The organism is Catenulispora sp. GP43 (genome assembly GCF_041260665.1).
In the GTDB taxonomy this organism is placed as follows: domain Bacteria; phylum Actinomycetota; class Actinomycetes; order Streptomycetales; family Catenulisporaceae; genus Catenulispora.
In genome coordinates this window covers 176,731-196,812 of the sequence record NZ_JBGCCT010000007.1, presented here as the reverse complement: position 1 = coordinate 196,812, position 20,082 = coordinate 176,731, and the positions used below count along the sequence as shown (strand labels likewise).

12 protein-coding genes are annotated in these 20,082 nt (G+C 71.3%); 6 read left to right on the top strand and 6 right to left on the bottom strand.

Features of this window, described 5'->3' with window-relative positions:
* The first annotated feature begins 142 nt into the window (after positions 1 to 142).
* Genes ABH926_RS16655 through ABH926_RS16645 form a run of 3 tightly spaced genes read left to right on the top strand, consistent with a single transcriptional unit; the run spans position 143 to position 2,564 of the window.
* The gene (locus ABH926_RS16655; RefSeq protein WP_370366498.1) at positions 143 to 622 is read left to right on the top strand and encodes a GntR family transcriptional regulator; all 480 of its coding nucleotides are present in this window, start codon (positions 143 to 145) and stop codon (positions 620 to 622) included.
* A gap of 5 nt (positions 623 to 627) precedes the next feature.
* Entirely contained in the window at positions 628 to 1,548 is a 921-nt protein-coding gene (locus ABH926_RS16650; protein ID WP_370366726.1) for an ABC transporter ATP-binding protein, read from the top strand.
* Complete coding sequence (locus ABH926_RS16645; protein ID WP_370366497.1) at positions 1,545 to 2,564, top strand: ABC transporter permease; 1,020 nt, start codon at positions 1,545 to 1,547, stop codon at positions 2,562 to 2,564. Before ABH926_RS16650 ends, ABH926_RS16645 begins: the two co-directional genes overlap by 4 nt.
* Positions 2,565 to 2,573: 9 nt before the next feature.
* Here the strand turns inward: ABH926_RS16645 and ABH926_RS16640 are convergent, their stop codons facing one another.
* The 4 genes from ABH926_RS16640 to ABH926_RS16625 form a co-directional block, all read right to left on the bottom strand.
* The gene (locus ABH926_RS16640) at positions 2,574 to 5,027 is read right to left on the bottom strand and encodes a SpoIIE family protein phosphatase (protein WP_370366496.1); all 2,454 of its coding nucleotides are present in this window, start codon (positions 5,025 to 5,027) and stop codon (positions 2,574 to 2,576) included.
* A gap of 92 nt (positions 5,028 to 5,119) precedes the next feature.
* On the bottom strand, positions 5,120 to 9,691 hold the full coding sequence (locus tag ABH926_RS16635; RefSeq protein WP_370366725.1) for a HAMP domain-containing protein: 4,572 nt from the start codon (positions 9,689 to 9,691) through the stop codon (positions 5,120 to 5,122).
* A gap of 157 nt (positions 9,692 to 9,848) precedes the next feature.
* On the bottom strand, positions 9,849 to 10,184 hold the full coding sequence (locus ABH926_RS16630) for an STAS domain-containing protein (protein WP_370366495.1): 336 nt from the start codon (positions 10,182 to 10,184) through the stop codon (positions 9,849 to 9,851).
* A 237-nt stretch (positions 10,185 to 10,421) separates the two neighbouring features.
* Positions 10,422 to 10,913: a MarR family winged helix-turn-helix transcriptional regulator gene (locus ABH926_RS16625; protein ID WP_370366494.1), complete on the bottom strand. Its 492-nt coding sequence runs from the start codon at positions 10,911 to 10,913 to the stop codon at positions 10,422 to 10,424.
* 63 nt (positions 10,914 to 10,976) lie between these two features.
* On the opposite strand from ABH926_RS16625, the gene ABH926_RS16620 reads away from it, so the two are divergent.
* On the top strand, positions 10,977 to 12,266 hold the full coding sequence (locus ABH926_RS16620) for a PP2C family protein-serine/threonine phosphatase (RefSeq protein WP_370366493.1): 1,290 nt from the start codon (positions 10,977 to 10,979) through the stop codon (positions 12,264 to 12,266).
* Positions 12,267 to 12,510: 244 nt separating this feature from the next.
* Here the strand turns inward: ABH926_RS16620 and ABH926_RS16615 are convergent, their stop codons facing one another.
* Positions 12,511 to 14,976, bottom strand: coding sequence for a discoidin domain-containing protein (locus ABH926_RS16615; protein WP_370366492.1), 2,466 nt, complete (start codon positions 14,974 to 14,976; stop codon positions 12,511 to 12,513).
* A 255-nt stretch (positions 14,977 to 15,231) separates the two neighbouring features.
* Between ABH926_RS16615 and ABH926_RS16610 the strand changes: the two genes are divergently transcribed.
* Positions 15,232 to 16,287 (top strand): hypothetical protein, encoded by a 1,056-nt coding sequence (locus ABH926_RS16610; RefSeq protein ID WP_370366491.1) that lies wholly within the window; start codon positions 15,232 to 15,234, stop codon positions 16,285 to 16,287.
* A 99-nt stretch (positions 16,288 to 16,386) separates the two neighbouring features.
* Positions 16,387 to 17,412 (top strand): methyltransferase, encoded by a 1,026-nt coding sequence (locus tag ABH926_RS16605; protein WP_370366490.1) that lies wholly within the window; start codon positions 16,387 to 16,389, stop codon positions 17,410 to 17,412.
* A 64-nt stretch (positions 17,413 to 17,476) separates the two neighbouring features.
* On the opposite strand, the gene ABH926_RS16600 is transcribed toward ABH926_RS16605, so the two are convergent.
* The gene (locus ABH926_RS16600) at positions 17,477 to 19,834 is read right to left on the bottom strand and encodes a lantibiotic dehydratase (RefSeq protein ID WP_370366489.1); all 2,358 of its coding nucleotides are present in this window, start codon (positions 19,832 to 19,834) and stop codon (positions 17,477 to 17,479) included.
* Positions 19,835 to 20,082 lie beyond the last annotated feature (248 nt).

Genomic DNA, 20,082 nt, shown 5'->3' with positions numbered 1-20,082 from the left:
ACTGGTCCGATTCGTCAGTGACCTGATTCGCGCTGGTCCGGGCGCCGCGCATGCGACCGCGGCGCCCGGAGCCGTGCAGTACGGGGAAAACAGCCTTCGCCGACGCCTTGACAGCAGAGCACTGTCGCATAACCCTTTAACTATGGGGATAGATAAACAGGTAAGCGAAGACCAGGGATCGCCGATCGAGTTCCGGTTGGACCCGGGTTCGGGGGTGCCGGTCTACCTGCAACTGGTCCACCAGGTCGAACACGCGCTTCGGCTGGGGTACCTCGAGCCCGGCGACCGGCTGCCGAAGGTCAAGGATGTCGTCGCCGGACTGGCGATCAATCCGAACACGGTACTCAAGGCCTACCGGGACCTCGAGCACAAGGGGCTGGCCGTCGGCCGCCCCGGCCAGGGCACCTTCATCGAGGGGACGCTCGGCACCACGCCGTTGCGGGAGCAGCAGGCACTGCACCGGGCCCTGACAGCCTGGATGCGCTCTGCCGACCAGGCGGGACTCGACGAAGACGGCATGGTGGCCCTGTTCACGAGCGCCCTGCACGACTTCCGTGCCGGGAAGACTGGGCAGACAGGGCAGACGAGGACGACGGGCACCTCGAAGGCGGTCGCGTCGTGAGCGGGATGGCGCAGCGCGGACTCGCGCTGGAGGCGAGCGGGCTCGGCAAGCGCTACCGGTCGGCCTGGGCGCTGCGCGACTGCGGCCTGGCCATCCCGGAGGGACACGTCGTCGCCCTGGTCGGTCCCAACGGATCGGGCAAGACCACGCTGCTGCATCTCGCTGTCGGGCTGGCCACGCCGACGACCGGACGGGTCTTCGTCCAAGACGGCCTGCCCGCCGGAGGAGTCGAGGCGCTGGGAACCGTCGCGTTCGTCGCCCAGGACACCGCGCTCTACCCGAACCTGTCGGTCGCCGACACCCTGCATCTGGCTCGCAATCTCAACCGCGGCTTCGACTCCGCCCGCGCGAAAGCCCGCATCGCAGAACTCGACATCCCGTACCCGCGCAAGGTCGGCAAGCTCTCCGGCGGGCAGCGCGCCCAAGTCGCCCTGACCATCGCCCTGGCCAAACGTCCCCGGCTGCTGATCCTCGACGAACCGCTGGCCAGCCTCGACCCGCTGGCCCGGCATGACTTCCTGGCAGCGCTCATGGCCGCCGTCGCCGAGGACGGCATCTCGATCGTCTTCTCCTCCCACGTGGTCACCGAGCTGGAACGGGTCTGCGACTACCTGGTCGTCCTCGCCTCCGGCCGGGTGCAGGTCGCCGGCGAGGTCGACGACCTGCTCGCCTCTCACCAGCTGTATACGGGTCCCGCGGCGCAGGCCGAACGGATCGCGGCGGCGCTGCCCGTCGTGCGCGACCGGCGCGCCGAGGCGCAGGCCCACCTGCTGGTCCGGACCGGCGGGCAACGCAGCGAACCGCCGGCGGGCTGGGAAGCACACCACGTCGGCTTGGAGGAACTGGTGCTGGCCTACTTGCGCGACCCCGGCGCCTCCGCGCTGCCCGGACCCCGTGAACTGACCGGAAGAGGTGTCAGGCCGTGACGACAGCGATGACCGAATCCACCACCGCACCGAGCGTGCGGGCAGCCGGCCCGACCCTGCGGGCACTGGCCTGGGTGACCTGGCGCCAGCACCGCACAGCCTTCATCGGGCTGACCGCGGTGTTCGTCTTCTGTGGTCTGCTGCTGCTGCAGAACGGGCTCAAGATGCACACGGACTTCCGCCGGCTGGGCCTGGCCGACTGCCTGCCCGGTCACCAAGACCCTGCCTGCCCCGCCGGCATCGACGCGTTCCACCACGATCAAGACCTCGTCACCCGGCTGACCGCCGCCTTCTTCACGCTCCCCGTCCTGTTCGGCATGTTCCTCGGCGCGCCGCTGACAGCCCGTGAGTTCGAGTCGGGGACGTACCGGTTCGCCTTCACCCAAGGCGTGGGCCGGACACGCTGGCTGGCCACGAAGATCAGCCTCGTCGTGGCTTTCACGCTCGTGTCGGCCTGCGGCTTCGCGGCGGTCGTCATCTGGTGGTACGGGCCGCTCGTCGCACCTCGCGGACGACTGGCGGCGAGCAGCCTGACCTATGAGATATACGGGACTGTCTTCGTCGGCCGCGCCCTGTTCGCGCTCGCCCTCGGCATCTTCGCCGGGGCACTGGTCCGCCGGGTGGTCCCGGCGATCGCGGTGACGCTCACGGGCTGGATCGCGGTCTTCTTGGTGACCTTCGTCAGCCTTCGATCACACTTCCTGACACCTCTCACCGCCGTCGACACGATGGCCCCCGGCAACAACCCGTGGGTCATCGCCGAGCAGTGGACCGCGCCGGGCGGAAGAGTGCTCAGCCACGCGGAAGCCTTCACCTTGCAAAGCAAGAGCGCCGCTGCCGGTCATACGCAGGACCTGCGTACCTACCTCGCGCAGCAGGGCTACAGCTACCGGGCGGCCTATTTCCCGGAGAGCCGGTTCTGGACCTTCCAGACCATCGAGACCAGCGGCCTGGTCGTCCTGTCCCTCATGCTGCTCACCGCGACAGTCTGGCTCGTCCGGCGGCGCGCCGCATAGGCGCCGGTGTCAGCGCACCCTGACACCGATCAGACAGGTGTCGTCGTCGGTGTCCGCGTTGCTGTGCAGGAGCAGGTGCTCCAGTTGCTCCTCCAGCGAGCCGACGGCCGGCTGGACGATGGCGAGCAGATCCTGCAGCGACTCCTCTATGTCGCGGTCGCGGCGTTCGATCAGGCCGTCGGTGTACAGCAGCAGCGTGTCGCCGGACTGCAATTGCAGCGTCTGTTCCTCGTACCGGGCATCGCCCAGGGCTCCGAGCAGCACCCCCTCGGGCATCGGGGGGACCGTCGTCTTGCCGTCGCGGACCAGCAGGGGCGGCGGGTGGCCGGCCCGGGACCAGCGCAGGGTGCGGTCTTCGGGGTCGTAGATGCCGCAGAAGACGGTCGCGGTGACCACGCTGCCCGACATGTGGTGCGCGACCGTGCCCAGCCAGTTGAGCATCTGGGCCGAGGTGGCGCCGGTGGCCGCCAGGCCGCGCAGCGCGTTGCGCAGGGCGACCATCTCGGTGGCGGCGTCGATGCCGTGGCCGGCGACGTCGCCGACCACGAGCAGGACGCGCTGGTTCGGCAGGACGACGGCGTCGTACCAGTCGCCGCCGACCAGGTGTCCCTTCTCCGCGGGCCGGTACCGGGTGGCGATCTGCAGGCCCCGGTTGTCGATCATGGTGGGCGCCACCGGCATGATCGCGCGCTGGAGCCGCAGGGTCAGGCGGTTGCCCTCCTCGACCTCGCGCTCGGTGTGCTCCAGGCGGTCGCGGGTGGCGGCCAGCGCGATCTCAGTCCAGTGCTGGGCCGAGACGTCCTGGCAGGCGCCGCGGACGGCGGTCATGGTGCCGTCCTCGAGCACCGGCTCGGCGACTATGCGGATGTAGCGCTGGACGCCGTCGCTGCGCAGGAGACGGAAGGCGGTGGAAGCCGGGGCCCGGTGGTGCAGGAGGGTGCGCACGAAGCGGAAGATCGCCTCGACGTCGTCGGTGTGCACGTGGGTCGCGAGGTCGCGCAGCGGCACCGGCTGCGCGGTGGCCGGCAGCGCGAACAGCTCCAGGAGCTCGGCGCTCCAGGTGACCTCGCCGGTGAGCAGGTTCTCCTCGAAGCCGCCCATCCGGCCCAGGCGCTGGGCGTGCTGGAGCAGCCGGGCCAGCCGGGCCTCCTCGTCCTCGGGATGCCAGGTGAGCACCACGTCGGTGCCCAGCCGGCTGATACCGACCGTGAGCGAGGTGGAGACCGTGATGTCCGCGATCAGCGAGCGGAGCACGACGCGGTCGTGGTGGACCGGCTCACCGGTGGCGTGGACGTGCTCGATCCGCTCCGAGAGCCCGCCGTCCTCGGCGGCCATCGGGTAGGCCTGCAAGAACGGCAGCCCGAGGATCGCCGCGGAGGGCCGGCCGACCGGATCGACGAACCGCGTGTTGGCGTGCGCGATGCGGAAGTCGGTCAGCCGGCCGGCCTCGTCGTGCTGCGGCTGCAGGATCAGCGCCGGCTCCAGCAGGCTGTCGAGCAGGTCCACCAGACCGGGGTCGACCGCGCCGCCGCGCGCGGTGTCCTCGTCGGCGGCGGGGATCACGTCCAGGGTGTGCGCGCACAGCTCGGCCAGCGACTCCAGCTGGCGGTGCACCGACTGCGGCAGCTCGCCGACCGGACCGGGCCAGCAGATCTCCAGCACCCCGAGCAGCCGCCCGCCGAGCTGCGCCGGGATCGCCACGCGCGTGGCGTCCGGGCCCAGGGTCCGCTCGCCGATACTCGGCGCGCGCCGGGCGCCGGGGTCTGTGCTCCACAGCGTGGTGCGGGTGCGGATGGCGTGCCGGGCCTGGGTCTCGACGCCCGGCGGGGTGTGGTGCCAGCTGCGGGCCTCGGCGGCGTTGAAGCCGGAGTGGCCGGCCAGCAGCAGCGAGCCGTCGGCGGCCAGCGCCCAGATGGCCACGGCGGCCGCGCCCAGCGGCTCCAGCGCCTGGTGGTGCAGCGACCCGGCCGCGGCGTGCACGTCGGAGGCGGTGAGCACACCGGCCTCGGCGGCCCGCAGCCGCACGTTCAGCGACAGCGCGCCGGAGGTCCCGGAGGTGTCCGGACGCTGAGATGTCTTCCCGACGCGCGCGATCTGCCCGGCCGGATCGCCGGCGATCTCGTTGACGATGTCGGCGGCGAGTTCGAGCACCGGCAGCGCGCTGCGCTCGGCCAGTTCCTCCAGCTGGCGCGCCGCGGCCGCGGGCGCGATGCGCAGACGCTCCATGAGGATGCCGCGCGCCAGGGCGGTCAGGACCCTGACGTCGGCGCCGGCCTCGGCGTCGTGGAGCGCGGCCTGCAGGCGGTCGACGGTCGCGGCCAGGCGGCCGATGCCGGCGCCGGCGGGGACGAAGACTTGGGGGACTTGGGGGACGGGAGCGGTCGGCGCGATGGACCCGGCCGGCGTTCCGGGCACGGTGTCATCGCCTCCGGGCCCGTCCGATGACAGCCGGTTCTCCTGCACGGGCGATGCTCCTTCCGCCGACGGTCCGCCCTGGCCACCCCGGCCGCTCTGGCCGCTCCGGCTGCCCTGGCCGCTCAAGCCGCTCCCGCCGCTCACAGGCCCAGGACCCGCTGGATGCTCTCGATGAGCACCGCGGCGTCCACCGGCTTGGTGACGTAGTCGTTGGCGCCGGCCGCCAGGCTCTTCTCCCGGTCGCCGTGCATGGCCTTGGCGGTGACCGCGATGATCGGCAGGTCCGCGTGCTCGGGCATGGTGCGGATGCGGGCCGTGGCCTCGTAGCCGTCCATCTCCGGCATCATCACGTCCATCAGGATCACCTCGATGCTCGGGTCGTTCTGCAGCGCCTGGATGCCCTTGACGCCGTCCTCGGCGTCGACCACGCGCATGCCGTGCATCTCCAGCATGCCGGTCAGGGCGAACAGGTTGCGGGCGTCGTCGTCGATCACCAGGACGCTGCGTCCGGCCAGGCGGCCGCCGCTGTCGGGGAGTTCGGCGGGCCGCTCCCGGCCGGGCTGGGCCAGCGGGACCACGTCGTCGGGGTGCTCGGCGCCCAGGTGCAGGACGATGCGCTCGCGCAGTTCGTCCAGGCTCGGCAGCAGCTCCAGCGGGTAGAGCTCGGCGTGCGCGCGCAGCATCTGCTCCTGCTCGGGGCGCAGCGTCCGGTTGTGGTGCGCCAGGACCGGGATCGAGCGCAGTGCGGGGTCGGCGGCGCGCGCCTGGAGGAACAGCGCCGCGCCGTCCTGGGCCATGTCCAGTTCCAGGACCACGCAGTGGTGGGGTTCGGCCGCGAGCATCGCGGCCCCCTCCTGCGGGCCGACCGCGGTCCTTATCTGCACGCGGGCCTGCGGGCCCAGCCGCTCCCGGCCGGCCAGCAGGTCGTCGGCCGCGCTCTCGGCGACCAGCGAGAGCAGGCCGCGGGCCCGGTCCTCGACCACCAGGAGGCGCCGGGGCGCGGTGCCCTCGATCGCGCGGTCAGTGCCGGGACGGCGGGTGCCGGTGACGGCGAGGGTGTCGGTCTGGCCGGCGGACGGGACGAAATCGCCGCCCAGGACGCCGCCCTGGCCGCTGTCGAAGACCACCAGATCCTCCCACTCGGGGTGGGCGATCGGCAGGTAGAGAGTGAAGGTGCTGCCTTCGCCGAGCACGCTCTCGGCGGTGATGGCGCCGCCGAGGAGCTGGGCGATCTCCCGGCTGATCGACAGGCCCAGGCCCGTGCCGCCGTACTTGCGGCTGGTGGTGCCGTCGGCCTGCTGGAAGGCGCCGAAGATGGTCTCCAGCTGCTGCTCGGGGATCCCGATGCCGGTGTCCTTGACGCGGAAGGCCAGGGCCGGGCCGTTGTCGCGGGCCCCGACCGGGAGTTCCCCGGGGGCGGCCGGTTCGATGCTGAGCTCGACGGCGCCGGACTCGGTGAACTTCACGGCGTTGGACAGCAGGTTGCGCAGCACCTGGCGCAGCCGGGAGTCGTCAGTGAGCATCTCCCCGGGCATCCCGGCCGCGGTGCGGACCCGGAACTCCAGGCCCTTCTGCGTGGTCAGCGGGTGGAACGTGGCCTCGACGTAGTCCAGCAGCCGCTGCAGCGAGACCCGCTCGGGGTCCACGTTCATCTTGCCGGCCTCGACCTTGGACAGGTCCAGGATGTCGTCGATCAGCTGGAGCAGGTCCGAGCCGGCGGAGTGGATCACGCCGGCGTACTCGACCTGCTTGGGGGTCAGGTTGCGGTTGGAGTTCTGGGCCAGCAGCTGGGCCAGGATCAGCAGGCTGTTCAGCGGGGTGCGCAGCTCGTGGCTCATGTTGGCCAGGAACTCCGACTTGTACTTGGAGGCCAGCGCCAGCTGCTGGGCCCGGGTCTCCAGTTCCTGCCGGGCCTGCTCGATCTCCAGGTTCTTGGTCTCGATGTCGCGGTTCTGGCTGGCCAGCAGCGCGGCCTTCTCCTCCAGCTCGGCGTTGGAGGTCTGCAACTGCTCCTGGCGGATCTGGAGCTCGCCGGAGCGGGCCTGCAGTTCGGCGGCCAGGCGCTGGGACTCCCCGAGCAGCTCATCGGTGCGGGCGTTGGCGATGATGGTGTTGACGTTGACGCCGATGGTCTCCATCAGCTGTTCCAGGAACGCCCGGTGCACGTCGGTGAACCGGTGCATCGAGGCCAGCTCGATGACGCCGAGCACCTGGTCCTCGGCCACGATCGGCAGGACGACCAGGCTGGCCGCGGCGGTGCGGCCCAGGGCCGAGCCGAGCTCGACGTAGCCGTCGGGGACGTCGTCGATGGCGATGACGCGCTTGCTGCGCGCGGCCTGGCCGACCAGCGACTGGCCGAGGCGGAAGCGGGTCGGCCGCTCATCGCCGGGGTCGCCGTAGGAGCTGATCAGGCGCAGCTCGGTCCCGCCGCCGTCGCCGGCCTCCTCGGCCAGGAAGAACGCGCCGTACTGGGCGCCGACCAGCGGGGTGAGCTCGTCCATCACCAGCTCGGCGACCACCGCCAGGTCGCGGCGGCCCTGCATCAGGCCGGAGATCCGGGCCAGGTTGGACTTCAGCCAGTCCTGGTCGCGGTTGGCCCGGGTGGTCTCGCGCAGCGACTCCACCATGGAGTTGATGTTGTCCTTGAGCTCGGCGACCTCGCCGGAGGCGTCGACGGTGATCGAGCGGGTCAGGTCGCCCTCGGCGACCGCGCTGGTCACCCCGGCGATCGCGCGGACCTGCCGGGTCAGGTTCCCGGCCAGCTCGTTGACGTTCTCGGTGAGCCGCTTCCAGGTCCCGGACACGCCCTCGACCTCGGCCTGGCCGCCCAGGCGGCCCTCGCTGCCGACCTCGCGCGCCACCCGCGTGACCTCGGCGGCGAAGGAGGAGAGCTGGTCGACCATGGTGTTGATGGTGGTCTTGAGCTCCAGGATCTCCCCGCGCGCGTCGACGTCGATCTTGCGCGTCAGGTCGCCCTGCGCCACCGCGGTGGTGACCTGCGCGATGTTGCGCACCTGGTTGGTCAGGTTGTTCGCCATGAAGTTGACGTTGTCGGTCAGGTCCTTCCAGGTCCCGGCGACGTTCGGCACCCGCGCCTGGCCGCCCAGGGTGCCCTCGGTACCGACCTCGCGGGCCACCCGGGTCACCTCGTCGGCGAACGCCGACAGCGTGTCGACCATGGTGTTGATGACCTCGGCCAGCGCCGCGACCTCGCCCTTGGCCTCGACGGTGATCTTCTGCGACAGGTCGCCCTTGGCCACCGCGGAGGCGACCTGGGCGATGGAGCGCACCTGGCCGGTCAGGTTGGAGGCCATGACGTTGACGTTGTCGGTCAGGTCCTTCCAGGTCCCGGACACGCCGCGCACCGTGGCCTGGCCGCCGAGGTTGCCCTCGGTGCCGACCTCGCGGGCCACCCGCGTGACCTCGTCGGCGAAGGCCGAGAGCTGGTCGACCATCGTGTTGATGGTCTCCTTCAGCTCCAGGATCTCCCCGCGGGCGTCGACGCGGATCTTCTGCGACAGGTCGCCCTTGGCGACCGCGGTGGTGACCTCGGCGATCGAGCGCACCTGCGCGGTGAGGTTGTCGGCCATGACGTTGACCGACTCGGTGAGGTCCTTCCAGGTCCCTGAGACGCCCTTGACGTCGGCCTGGCCGCCGAGGCGGCCGTCGGTGCCGACCTCGCGCGCGACCCGGGTGACCTCGTCGGCGAAGGACGAGAGCTGGTCGACCATGGTGTTGAGGGTGTTCTTCAGCTCCAGGATCTCGCCCCGGGCGTCCACGTCGATGGTGCGGGTCAGGTCGCCCTTGGCCACCGCGGTCGCGACCTGGGCGATGGAGCGCACCTGCGCGGTCAGGTTGCCGGCCATGAAGTTCACCGAGTCGGTGAGGTCGCGCCAGGTGCCGGCGACTCCGGGCACCTGCGCCTGGCCGCCGAGCATGCCCTCGGTGCCGACCTCGCGCGCGACCCGGGTCACCTCGTCGGCGAACGCTGACAGCTGGTCGACCATCGTGTTGATGGTGCTCTTCAGTTGCAGGATCTCGCCGCGGGCGTCGACCGTGATCTTCTGCGACAGGTCGCCCTTGGCCACCGCGGTGGTCACCTCGGCGATCGAGCGCACCTGGTCGGTGAGGTTGTTCGCCATGAAGTTCACCGACTCGGTGAGGTCTTTCCAGGTCCCCGAGACCCCCTTGACGTCGGCCTGGCCGCCCAGGCGCCCCTCGGTGCCGACCTCGCGCGCCACCCGGGTCACCTCGGCGGCGAAGGAGGACAGCTGGTCCACCATCGTGTTGAGGGTGTTCTTCAGCTCCAGGATCTCGCCCCGGGCGTCCACGTCGATCTTCTGCGACAGGTCGCCCTTGGCCACCGCGGTCGCCACCTGGGCGATGTCGCGGACCTGGGTCGTCAGGTTGCCGGCCATGGCGTTGACCGAGTCGGTCAGGTCCTTCCAGGTCCCGGACACCCCGGGGACCTCGGCCTGGCCGCCGAGCCGGCCGTCGGTGCCGACCTCGCGGGCCACCCGGGTCACCTCGGAGGTGAACAGGGACAACTGGTCGACCATGCCGTTGAACACGGTCGCGATCTCCACCAGCAGCCCGTCGCCGTCCTCGGGCAGCCGGGTGCCGAAATCGCCGTCGCGGACCGCGGTCAGCCCGGCCAGCAGCTGGCTCAGCCCCGGCGCTTCGGGGTCCTCCGTGCCGTTGGCCATGCTCATCCGCACGGTGGTGCCCGCACGCTCAGCCCTGTCGTCCATCAGTTGTCCTGTCTCTTCCGGAACATCGGGTCCAACCGTGTCCACCGTGCTGACGCCAGATATCTTCCTCCCCCGCCGGTCCGCTCGACACCCCGCTGCCGGCCGGCCCGACCGCCGATCAGGGCTCTGATTCCTCGGCCAGCGGGGCCCAGAGCGGGAACAACTCGGCCGTACCGGACAGCTCGATCACCCGCCGCACCGGCACGGAGGGGTCGGCCAGCTCGAAGGTCTGGCCCGCGTCGAGCGCCGCGGCGCGGCCCTCGACCAGGGCCCGCAGGCCCATCGAGTCCAGGAACGTCACCCCGGCGCAGTCCACGACCACGGCGCGGCCGGATCCGGCCAGGCCCACCAACTGCGCGACCAGGACGGGATGCGCGGCGAAGTCCACATCGCCGACCAGCACCAGGCGCACGTGGTCGCCGTGGTCGGCGACCGTGTGGCCGAAGGGGTTCATGTCAGGATCCCACGGTATACGGCCGGGATGACAGCCCGGCGGACGACGGAGGAACGGTACGGCCCGACGGTGCGGACCGCGCTGTCCCGGGCTGCCCGGAGGGGCGCCCGCACCGACTTTAGAATTAATCGTTTACATGTGGCAACATTTGACGCGGCGCCTGCGCATCGCGGTCGCCTGGGCCGGCGCGTCGCGTCCGGCGGAGGCGACGAGCAGCGATGGGAGACAAGTGAACAGTCAGGCCGCGCTGTTCTCCTGCTCGCCGACCGGTTGCCCGGACCCGAGCCGCTGCTCGATCGCCGCGCGCAACCGGCCCATATGGGTTGACAGGCCGATCAGCGAATCGGGCGGCAGCGTCTGCACGATCTCCTGCAACTCCCGCACCCGGGCCGACCGGACCTCGGCGAGCACCCGGCGCGCCCGCGGGCTCAGCCACAGCTCCACCTCCCGGCGGCTGCTGGCGCTCGGCGTGCGCCGGACGAGCCCGTCGGCCTCCATGCGGTCGCACAGCCGGCTGGTGGCCGGCGGCCTGGTGCCCAGCGCCTCGGCCAGGGCCCGCAGGTTGATCCCCTCGCACCGCTCGATGGCGCGCAGCGCGCGCAGCTGGGACGGCGGGACCGGGCCGCCGGGCAGCGATTCCAGGCCCCGTCCGTGCAGGGCGTCCAGCAACTCCACGACCGCTGCCGCCGTCTCGGCGACCGTCTCGGGCGGGGGCGGATCCTCGTGCACGCCACCACTGTGCCACTGACGAGCCCGCGCGACCAGCGCGCTCCCCTAGGATCAGGAACTGAAGTGATCGATTACCCGACCGTCGAACGCGCGGTGCGCGCCGCCGATCCCGAGGCGTTGCCGGAGGCCGTGCGCGCTGTTCTGCTGACCATGGGCGTCGGCGACGTCGAGGTGCACCTGGCCGACTACGCGCTGCGGGTGCTCACGCCCCTGACCGACACCCGGCAGCAGGCCGGGACGCTGCCGATCCACGCCAGCGTCGAGGGCAAGGCGTTCGCCAGCCAGCAGCCGCAGCTCCGCCGCCAGGCCGACGGCAGCACGCTGGTGACGGTGCCGGTGACGGTCCGCGGCGACCGGCACGGGACGCTCACCGCGTGTCTTCCGGCCGGCGGCGAGCCCGACGGGCACGACTCCGACAGCGACGGCCTCGACGGTGACGACCTCGCCGGCGACGGCCCCGGCAGCATCGCGGACAGCGCGCGCAGCACGGACGGCGCGGGCATCTCGGACAGCGCGGACAGCGCGGCCACCGAGGTCGAGACCCTGCAGGCGGTCGCCCGGCTGCTCGGCCACGAGATCGTCGTCGCCGAACGCAACACCGACCGCTACCAGCAGGCACGCCGGGCCAGCCGGCTCACCCTGGCCGCCGAGACGCAGTGGCAGCTGCTGCCCGGCCGCTCCAGCCGCCGCCGCGAATACGCGCTGGGTGCCCAGCTCGAACCGGCCTACGCGATCCGCGGCGACAGCTATGACTGGTCCGCCACCGGCACCGACCTGACCCTGGCCGTGGTCAACGGCATGGGCGAGGGCACCGCCGCCGCCCTGCTGACCTCCCTGGCGGTGAACGCCCTGCGCAACGCCCGCCGCGCGGGCCTGGCCCTGGCCGACCAGGCGGTGCTGGCCGACCAGGCGGTGTACACGCAGCACCGCGGCGACATGTACGTCAGCGCCCTGCTGCTGTGCTTCGCCTATGACACCGGCCTGGTGACCGTGGTCGACGCCGGCTCGCCGCAGATCTGGCTGCGCCGCGGCCGCTCGGTCGAGCGGGTGAGCGTCGATCCGCAGCTGCCGCTGGGCATGTTCGAGGAGACCGCGTACCGGCCGCAGACCTTCCAGGTGCTGCCCGGCGACCGGCTGGTCATCGTCAGCGACGGCGCGCACGCCGCGCGCTCCCCCGCCGGCGAGCTCTACGGGGACGCGGGGCTCCAGCGCGGGATCGCCTCCTCGGGGCTGCTGCCGGCCGAGGATGTGCCGACCGCGATCCTGCGCGAGGTGGCCAGTCACCGGTCGGCTGATGCCGATGACGATGTCGTGGTGGTGTGCGTGGACTGGTACGGGCGGTCGGGCGGGTAGGGATCGGCTGCCCCATCTGCTTGCCGGGGGGGGGGGGGGGGGGGGGAGACCCCCCCCCCCCCCCCCCCCGTATGTTTACGGGGCCCCAGCGCCCCCCTGCGGGCGGGGCGGGGGGGGGGCGCGGCGCACCCCCCCCCCCCCCCCCCCCCCCGGTTTCAGTTCCGGCTCCGTCTCCGGCTCCGTCTCCGGCTCCGTCTCCAGCTCCAGCTCCAGCTCCGATCAGTTGCCGAAGCATCGGCTCCGATCAGCTGCCGAAGACCTGGAACTCCCACAGGCTGTATCCGTATTGCGTGGCGCGTGCGGTCCCATACATGCGTACATAGCGTCCGCTGCCGGAGACCGTGAGGTTCTGCGTCCCGCCGGTCCCGGCCGTCGTGGAGTAGACCGGCGTCCAGGTGGTGCCGTCGTTCGAGGTCTGGATCTGGAACGCGGTCGCGTAGGCCGTCTCCCAGTTCAGCGCCACCTTGCACAGCGTGTGCGTGGCACCGAGGTCGACCTGGATCCACTGCGGGTCGGAGAACTGGGAGGACCAGCGGGTACCGGTGTTGCCGTCGAAGGCGTCGGCGGCCGGGGTGCCGGCGTTCTCGACCGAGGAGGCGGTGGCCGGCTGGTTCAGCGCCAGGTTGGCCGTGCCGCACGTGCCGCCGCCGTTGGTGGAACCGTAGACCTGGAACTCCCAGAGGCTATAGCCGTACTGCGTGTTGCGGGCGGTGCCGTACATCCGGATGTAGCGACCGGTGCCGGAGACGTTCAGGGTCTCGGTGCCGCCGGGTCCGGTGGTGGTGGAGTAGATCGTGGTCCAGTTCGTCCCGTCAGGGGAGGTCTGGATCTGATACGCCTTGCCGGAAGCGGTCTCCCATTGCAGGACCACCTTGCAGATCGTCGCCGACGACCCGAGGTCGATTTGCAGCCATTGCGGATCGGAGAACTGCGAGGACCAGCGGGTGCCGGCGTTGCCGTCCACGGCGTCGGCGGCCGGCGTGCCCGCGTTCTCGACCGAGGAGGCGGTGGCCGGTTGGTTCAGCGCCAGGTTGGTCGTGCCGCAGGTGCCGCCGCCGGAGCCGACCGTCCAGCTGAAGGAGGTGGATCCGGAGGCGCCGGTCCCGTCGGTGGCGGTGACCGTCACCGTGGAGGTGCCGGCGGCGGTCAGGGTGCCGGAGATCAGGCCGGTGGCGGCGTTGATCGACAGGCCCGCCGGAAGACCCGAGGCGCTGTAGGTCAGGGCCTGGCCGGACGCCGAGTCACTGGCGTTGACCTGTACGCTCGCCGCGCTGCCGACGGTGCCGGTCTGGTTTCCGGGGTTGGTGACGGTCACCGTGTGGCCGCCGCCGCTGCCGGTCGGGAACGTCCAGGTCTGCTGCGCGGAGCCGGTGCAGGCCTCGAGGTCCAGCCGGGTGCCGCTGTTGCCGCCCGGGTCGGTCAGGCACAGGCCGGAGTTCGGGTTCAGCAGTTCCCCGTTGGCCTGGTGGGTCCAGTTCTGCGCGTTGGTGCCGTTGCACGGGTACCAGTCGACGTTCGTGCCGCTGGTCGTGCCGGCCGAGACCACGTCGAGGCAGCCGCCCTGGACGCGGACGGTGTTATCCGTGTACGGGGACCACGACTGCCCCGCGCTGCCGTCGCAGTTCGCGGCGAACAGCGGGTTGCCCTCGGTGTTCAGCGAGTTCTGGTTCGCCAGGCACAGGCCGGCGGCGTCCTTGACGGCGCCGGTCGCGGTGGGCGTGCCGGTCGGCGTGGAGTTGCCGCCCTTCTCGTAGACCGCGACCCACGCCGCGCTCAGGGACGCGCCGGGGGTGGTGGCGGCGGTCGGCGTGGTGGTGCCGGAGACGCCGTCGGGGTAGTTGCCGCCCATCGCCAGGTCCCAGATGATGAAGAACCCGTGGTCGATGGCCGCCTGCCAGGCCGCGGTGCCGACGGAGGCCTCGGTGATGGTGCTCTCCACGACGCCGTCCATCAGGAACTGCATCTGCTCGGCGCTGGTGTTGGTGCGGTCGATGATGACCGAGTAGGTGTGATAACCGGTCTGGCAGCCGGATCCGGCGCCGGGACAGGCGATGAGCGCGTGCCCGGGACTGTTGGCCGAGTCGTGCAGCGTCTGCGAGGCCTCGTTCAGGCCGTTGACGTCCTCCATCATGTCGATCTCACCGGACTGCGGCCACCCGCCGCCGGCCCGCATCGACAAGCCCAGAGCCCAGAACGCCGGCCAGTAGCCGAGCCCGCCGGACGGATTCGGCTGCTCGATCGAGGCGCTCATCTCCAACTCGCCGCCGGCCGGCGCCTGGAAGTCCTCGCGCGTGCTCTCGATCCGGCCGGACGTCCAGGTCCCGCCGTTGTCCAGGGCCTTGAGCACGAGGTGCCCGTTGCCGTCGAGGTAGACGTTGTCGGTGGAACTGGTGGTCTGCTCCTTCTCGCCGGTGCCGTACCCGGTGCCGATGTCGTAGAACCAGTTCGCCGCCGACGGCGCGGACCCGGCGGGCCCGGCGAAGTCGTCGCTGAACACGGTGTTCCACCCACTCGGCGGCGGAGGCGCGGTATCGGCCGAGGCCGACGGCGCCGAGGCCACGGAGACCGCCAGAGCGCCGGTCAGACTCCCGGCGATCAGGGCGACCGCCGCGAGCAGCGAACGGAACCGCGGTGGTCCGGATGAGCGCCGGGCCTCCCGGCCGGCGCGCGCGGTGACGAGCATGGCGATGTCCTCCAGCGTGAAGAGCACTTACTCGGTTTCCGGCGCGGGGCATGGCTGCGCCGGATCGGGCGAGGGTGGAGCGAGGGTGGCGAACCCTGTGAGAGCGCTCTCTAGGCTTGAATGTTGCGGCCGGGTTAGGGACGGGTCAAGACGCAACCGGTTCCGGAACTGGTTTCGGAACCGGTTCAGGGGCGGGGGCAGGTGGCGCGCTCGGCCTCGAACGGCCGTGGCGGAAGCGGAGAAACATGGATTCCGAGTAAGGCAGACGGTTGACTTATTGTCGTGAGTTCTCAGACCTCTTCGACGGATCCCCGGCCCACGCCGCCCCGCATCCGGTCGACCGATCCGCGCATTATCCTGCTCATCCGCGCCGGAACGATCACCGCAGGTGGTTTCGCAGTGCTCATCACAAGCCTTCTCACCTTGTTCGGCGCCGCCGACATGGCGATCAGTCCCTCGGACAACGAAGCCAGCGCCAGTGCAACGATTGCCTATTACATAGTCCTGTCAATCCTGGAAGCCTTTACCATCTCGTCACTCTGGGAGTTCATCAACTACAGCCGCAAGACCGGGCGGATATGGGAAGCCAGGTGGGCCACCTATTTGAGTGCTCTGAGGCGCGCCGGCTCATGGAGTGAGTACGAGCAGGAATCGGCCCGCTTCGAGGCGGCCAGGGTTCAGGAAGTGCCGGCCGTCACGGATCGGGAAGTGGTCATCAGGGTCCTGAAGCGGGCGACGGTCGCGTGCCTGATCTACCTGGTGCTGTCCGCCGCGGTCACCATCACTTTCGGGGTCTTCGTCCTGGGGTTCCCTGACAATTCCGGGCAGCTCCCATCGGATACCACCACGCCCTTGCTTATCTCGTTCGCCTTGGCGACCGTTTATGTCGCCCTGGCGGTTTGGGCCTTCTCCCTGGTGACCCGGCGGCGGTGGGCAGAACTGTCCGCCGAACGGCTGGCCCCGCGGGCCGCGACGCTCGCCGACCGTGTTTCCGCCGCGCAACAGAAAATCACCGAGATGGGCACGGCGATCAGGGTGACCGCCAGCGAGGTCACCGAAGTCGTCGAATCACTGCACCAGGAGCTGAGAGCCCGCACCGCGGCCCTCGAAGCGCTCGCGGCCGAGGCGCAGGCCGCTGAGCAGCGGGCGGACCAGGCTCGCGCGCGGGCCGCGATCACCGAGGACAGCGCGAAGGCCATCGACGCCCTGCTGGACGCGCGCGCCGCGGAGCGTGAGGCCGACAGCCGCAAGTGGGACGTCAAGATGGTCGTGCTGGGCGTGCTGCTCGCGATCCCGCCGAGTGTGGTCGTGACCATCGTCACCGCGCGGCTGGGTTAGCGGGCGCCCGGTGCGTCGCGTCCTGGACCGACCTATATCAGCCCGCTAATGTGGCAGGGGCAATGTGAACATCCGGCATCTAAGGGGCGTTCGATCACAATGACGGAACTCTCTGACGTGGTCGCGTTCCGGGACCTGCTCGCCAGTCGGTGGATCGGGCCCGCGATCCATGCGGCGGCGGTGTTGGGGCTCGCCGATGTCATGGCCGGGCAGCCTATGGAGGTGGCGGAGGTCGCCGAGGCTGTCGGGGCCGAGCCGGACACGTTGCGGCGGCTGTTGCGGGCGCTCACCACGATCGGGCTCGTCGAGCAGGACGGGGAGCGGTTCCGGGTGACGTCCATGGGGGCGTTGCTGTCCGCCGACTCGCCGGTGCGGCTGCGTGATCAGGTGTTGCTCACCGGGGGTGAGGGGTCGCTGCGGGGGTGGGGGCAGTTCGCCGCTTGTGTGCGGACCGGGGACACCGCCGCGAAGATCCTCGACGGAGTGGACGATCCGTTCGCCTCCTTCGACGGCGAGGCGCGGGCCCGCTTCGACGCGGCCATGGCCGAGGGGACGCGGCAGATCGCCGGCGCCGTGGAGCGCGCCTACGACTTCGAGGGCATCACGTCCCTCGTGGACGTCGGGGGCGGCTACGGGACCCTGCTCCTGCCGATCCTGCACGCCTCGGCGGAGCGGACCGGCGTGGTCTTCGACCGGCCCGGGTCCGCGGAGGGCGCGCAGCGGATCATCGAGCAGGAGAAGCTGACCGACCGCTATCGCTTCGCCGGCGGCGACTTCTTCACCGATCCGGTGCCGGAGGGCGCGGACGCCTACTTGCTCAAGAGTGTCATCCACGACTGGGACGACGCGCGCGCCCTGGCCATTCTGCGGGCCTGCCGGCTGGCGATGCGCGCGGACTCGCGGCTGCTGCTGATCGAAGTCGTGGTGCCGGACCGGCTCGACCAGGCCGCCGAGCACCGGCGGATGGTGTGGGCCGACCTGAACATGATGGTCGCGACCGGCGGCCAGGAGCGCAGCCGCTCGCAGTACGAGGCGCTGCTCACCGACGCCGGGCTGCGGATCGAGCGCATCGTCCCGATCGACACGCCGACGATGATGAGCGTGATCGAGACCCGGCCGCTCTGAACATAGTTTCAGCTAGCGGCGGACGGCAGCGGCGGTGGCAGCCGCTGCGGCCACGCCGGCCGACCTACCAGGGCGTACCGAGATCGGCTATCTGCAATCGCAGTTCACTGGTATACCGCTCCCCGGCCGGACCGGGCAGCCAGGACTCCTGCGGCGAGGGCAGCATCTCCACGAAGCGGATCCACCGGTCCGGATCCCCGTCCTGCAACGCCCGGCGCACCGTGGTGGCCAGCACCGCCGAGAGCACCGGGCTCGTCAGGTCCACATAGAACGGCTTGAGCTCCCCCGGCACCGACACGAACACGAACCGCGGCAGTCCCAGCCGGCCGGCCAGGGCCCGGACCCGGGCGAAGACCTCGGCCTCGCTGCCCAACTGGACGAGCGTCCCCAGCTCCGCCAACGGCAGGCTCCAGGACTCCCGGACCACGACGAGCTCGTCCAGCAGGACCCGCGGGACGTGCCGGTGCCGCGCCCCGATCAGCTTGCAGGCGTCGACGATCTGCTCGGCGAGCACCATGCCGAGGGCGTCGACGACGCGGAACCGCCCGCGGCCGTCGGGGGTCCGGCACCACAGGCCCTCCGGCGCGTCGGCCGAGTCGGCGGAGTCGGCGGAGTCGGCGGAGTCGGCGGAGTCGGCGGAGTCGGCCGAGTCGACGACCCGCAGTTCGGCCATGCTGGTCCGGCGCTCCGGGTCGCCGCCCGGGTGGTGTCCCAGGGACAGCCACCACTGGCGCTCGTCGGGGATCGCCGTGACAGTACGGGCACTGATTCGCGGGTAGCCCTTGACCGGCACCAGCATCACCCGGCCCGGAGGCAGCGCGAGGGCCAGCAGCCGGGACAGTTGCGCGGGGTCTGGATGCCGGTCGACCATAACCGCCGATTCCAGGGTGTTCCACGCCGGGTGCAGCTCCCCCAATACGAACCGCGCCTCGCCGCGCGCCAGCGCCTCGGCGTCGCGGGACGCGATCTGGATGTCGGCGCCATGCTGGCCGGCCTGGATCCAGCCGGGCCCGGTCGCAGGGAACAGCGCGCGGGCGGCCGGCCACAGCTCCGCGCTGCTGCGCACCACTTCCGTCAAGGCCTCGTCGATGCCCAGCAGCGATTCCCATCCCTGGACGAAGGCGTCCAGCGCCGGTTTGAACGGTTGCTGTCCGGCGGCGAACTGCTGCCACACCACGAAGGAGAGCTGTATCCCGTCCGGTTGTGCCGGTCCGCCCATCGCCTCGAAGGTCTGGCGGAACGCCGTCTCATAGCGGGCCGCCACCTGCGAGGTCAGCCAGCGCATGCTCCACATCAACAGGGACAGCGGCGGGCCGAGGCGGTCCAGGAGCGCCGGTCCGAAGGTGATCGCGGCGTCCCGGCTGGTGTCCAGGAAGACCAGGCGGCGTCCCGCGTAGTCCTGGCCCGGGCGGCGGCGCGGCGACTTCGCCGTGATCGCGGTGAAGGCCTCGTCCAGGGCGTCGAGCGCGCCGTCCAGGGCCGCCACGCCCTCGGCCCGCGCGACCGCCGACAGCCGCTGGTCGATGCCGTCCAGCTGCGCGGTCAGCCGGCTGCGGACCGGTTCCTCGCCGATGGCGGCCACGGCCGAGCGCAGCACCCGCTCGGCCCGCAGCGCGGTCGGCGGCTCCAGGTCCCAGAGCAGCCAGCCGGCCGTGACAGCGTCCTGAATCGCACCGTACACCGCCGGCTCGGAGCCGAACACGCCCGCGCCGACCAGGTTCGCGGCCACCTCGTGGGCCGGCCGGAGGCCGTCGCAGCCGCGCAGCAGCAGCCACTGCGGCTCGGCCAACGGAATCGGGGGTCCCTGCGTGATGTAGAGATGGCGGTCGGCCAGATACGTGGACGGATTCGGTCTGGGCGGGACCCAGCGGCGCACGGCCGGATCGGCGCAGAACGCCGCCGCGAGCGCGTCCGCCGCCCAGGACTCCAGATGCACGGCGCGCGCGCCGGTCAACCCCTTGCCGAGCTCGACCCGGACCAGCGGTCCGGTCGGGCGCAGCCGGACCCAGCACACCGGGCCGAAGAATCCGATCGTGTCATTCTTCGCACAGTATCGGGCCAGGTACCGCGCCGTGATCCGCTCCTTGCGCCGGACCGACTGGTTCAGCGGCCGGCCGGCCGCGGCGGACAGCGGCCGGACCGAGTCGCGCAGGGTATCAGGGTTCTGCCACGCGATCGCGGTCTGCAGATCGGGCCGCGCGGCGGCGGCGACCAGCAGTGCGTGCTGACGGGCCTGGGCCGCCGCGGTCGCGGCGCCGTCGGCGGTCCCGGCGTCGACGGCCGCGGCGTGGTCCGGGTCCCCGAGCGCCACCAGGGCGCCGACCGGGAAGCCGGCGCCGCGCAGGACGGCGGCGGGCCAGACTCGCAGCGGGCCGCCGGGCAGTGGCAGGAGTTCGTCAGAGATTGACGAAATATCGGCCATCGGATTCGTGTCGCCTCCTCATCGGGACGGTGAACGTCCCGGGTAGCGGTATCAGGGTTTCCCCTTCAGTCCTCATACGGATGCGCTTCCGGCCTGCGGCTGGGCGACGCGCTCACCAGCGGCGGTGCGGCCGGCTTCCGCCGAGGATTATCCGGTGCCGGACGGGATATGTACCATATCCGTCTCAACCACGATTAACTCATCTTGACCGTGACCAGGCGGGCCGATGATGCTGGCCGGGTCAGACC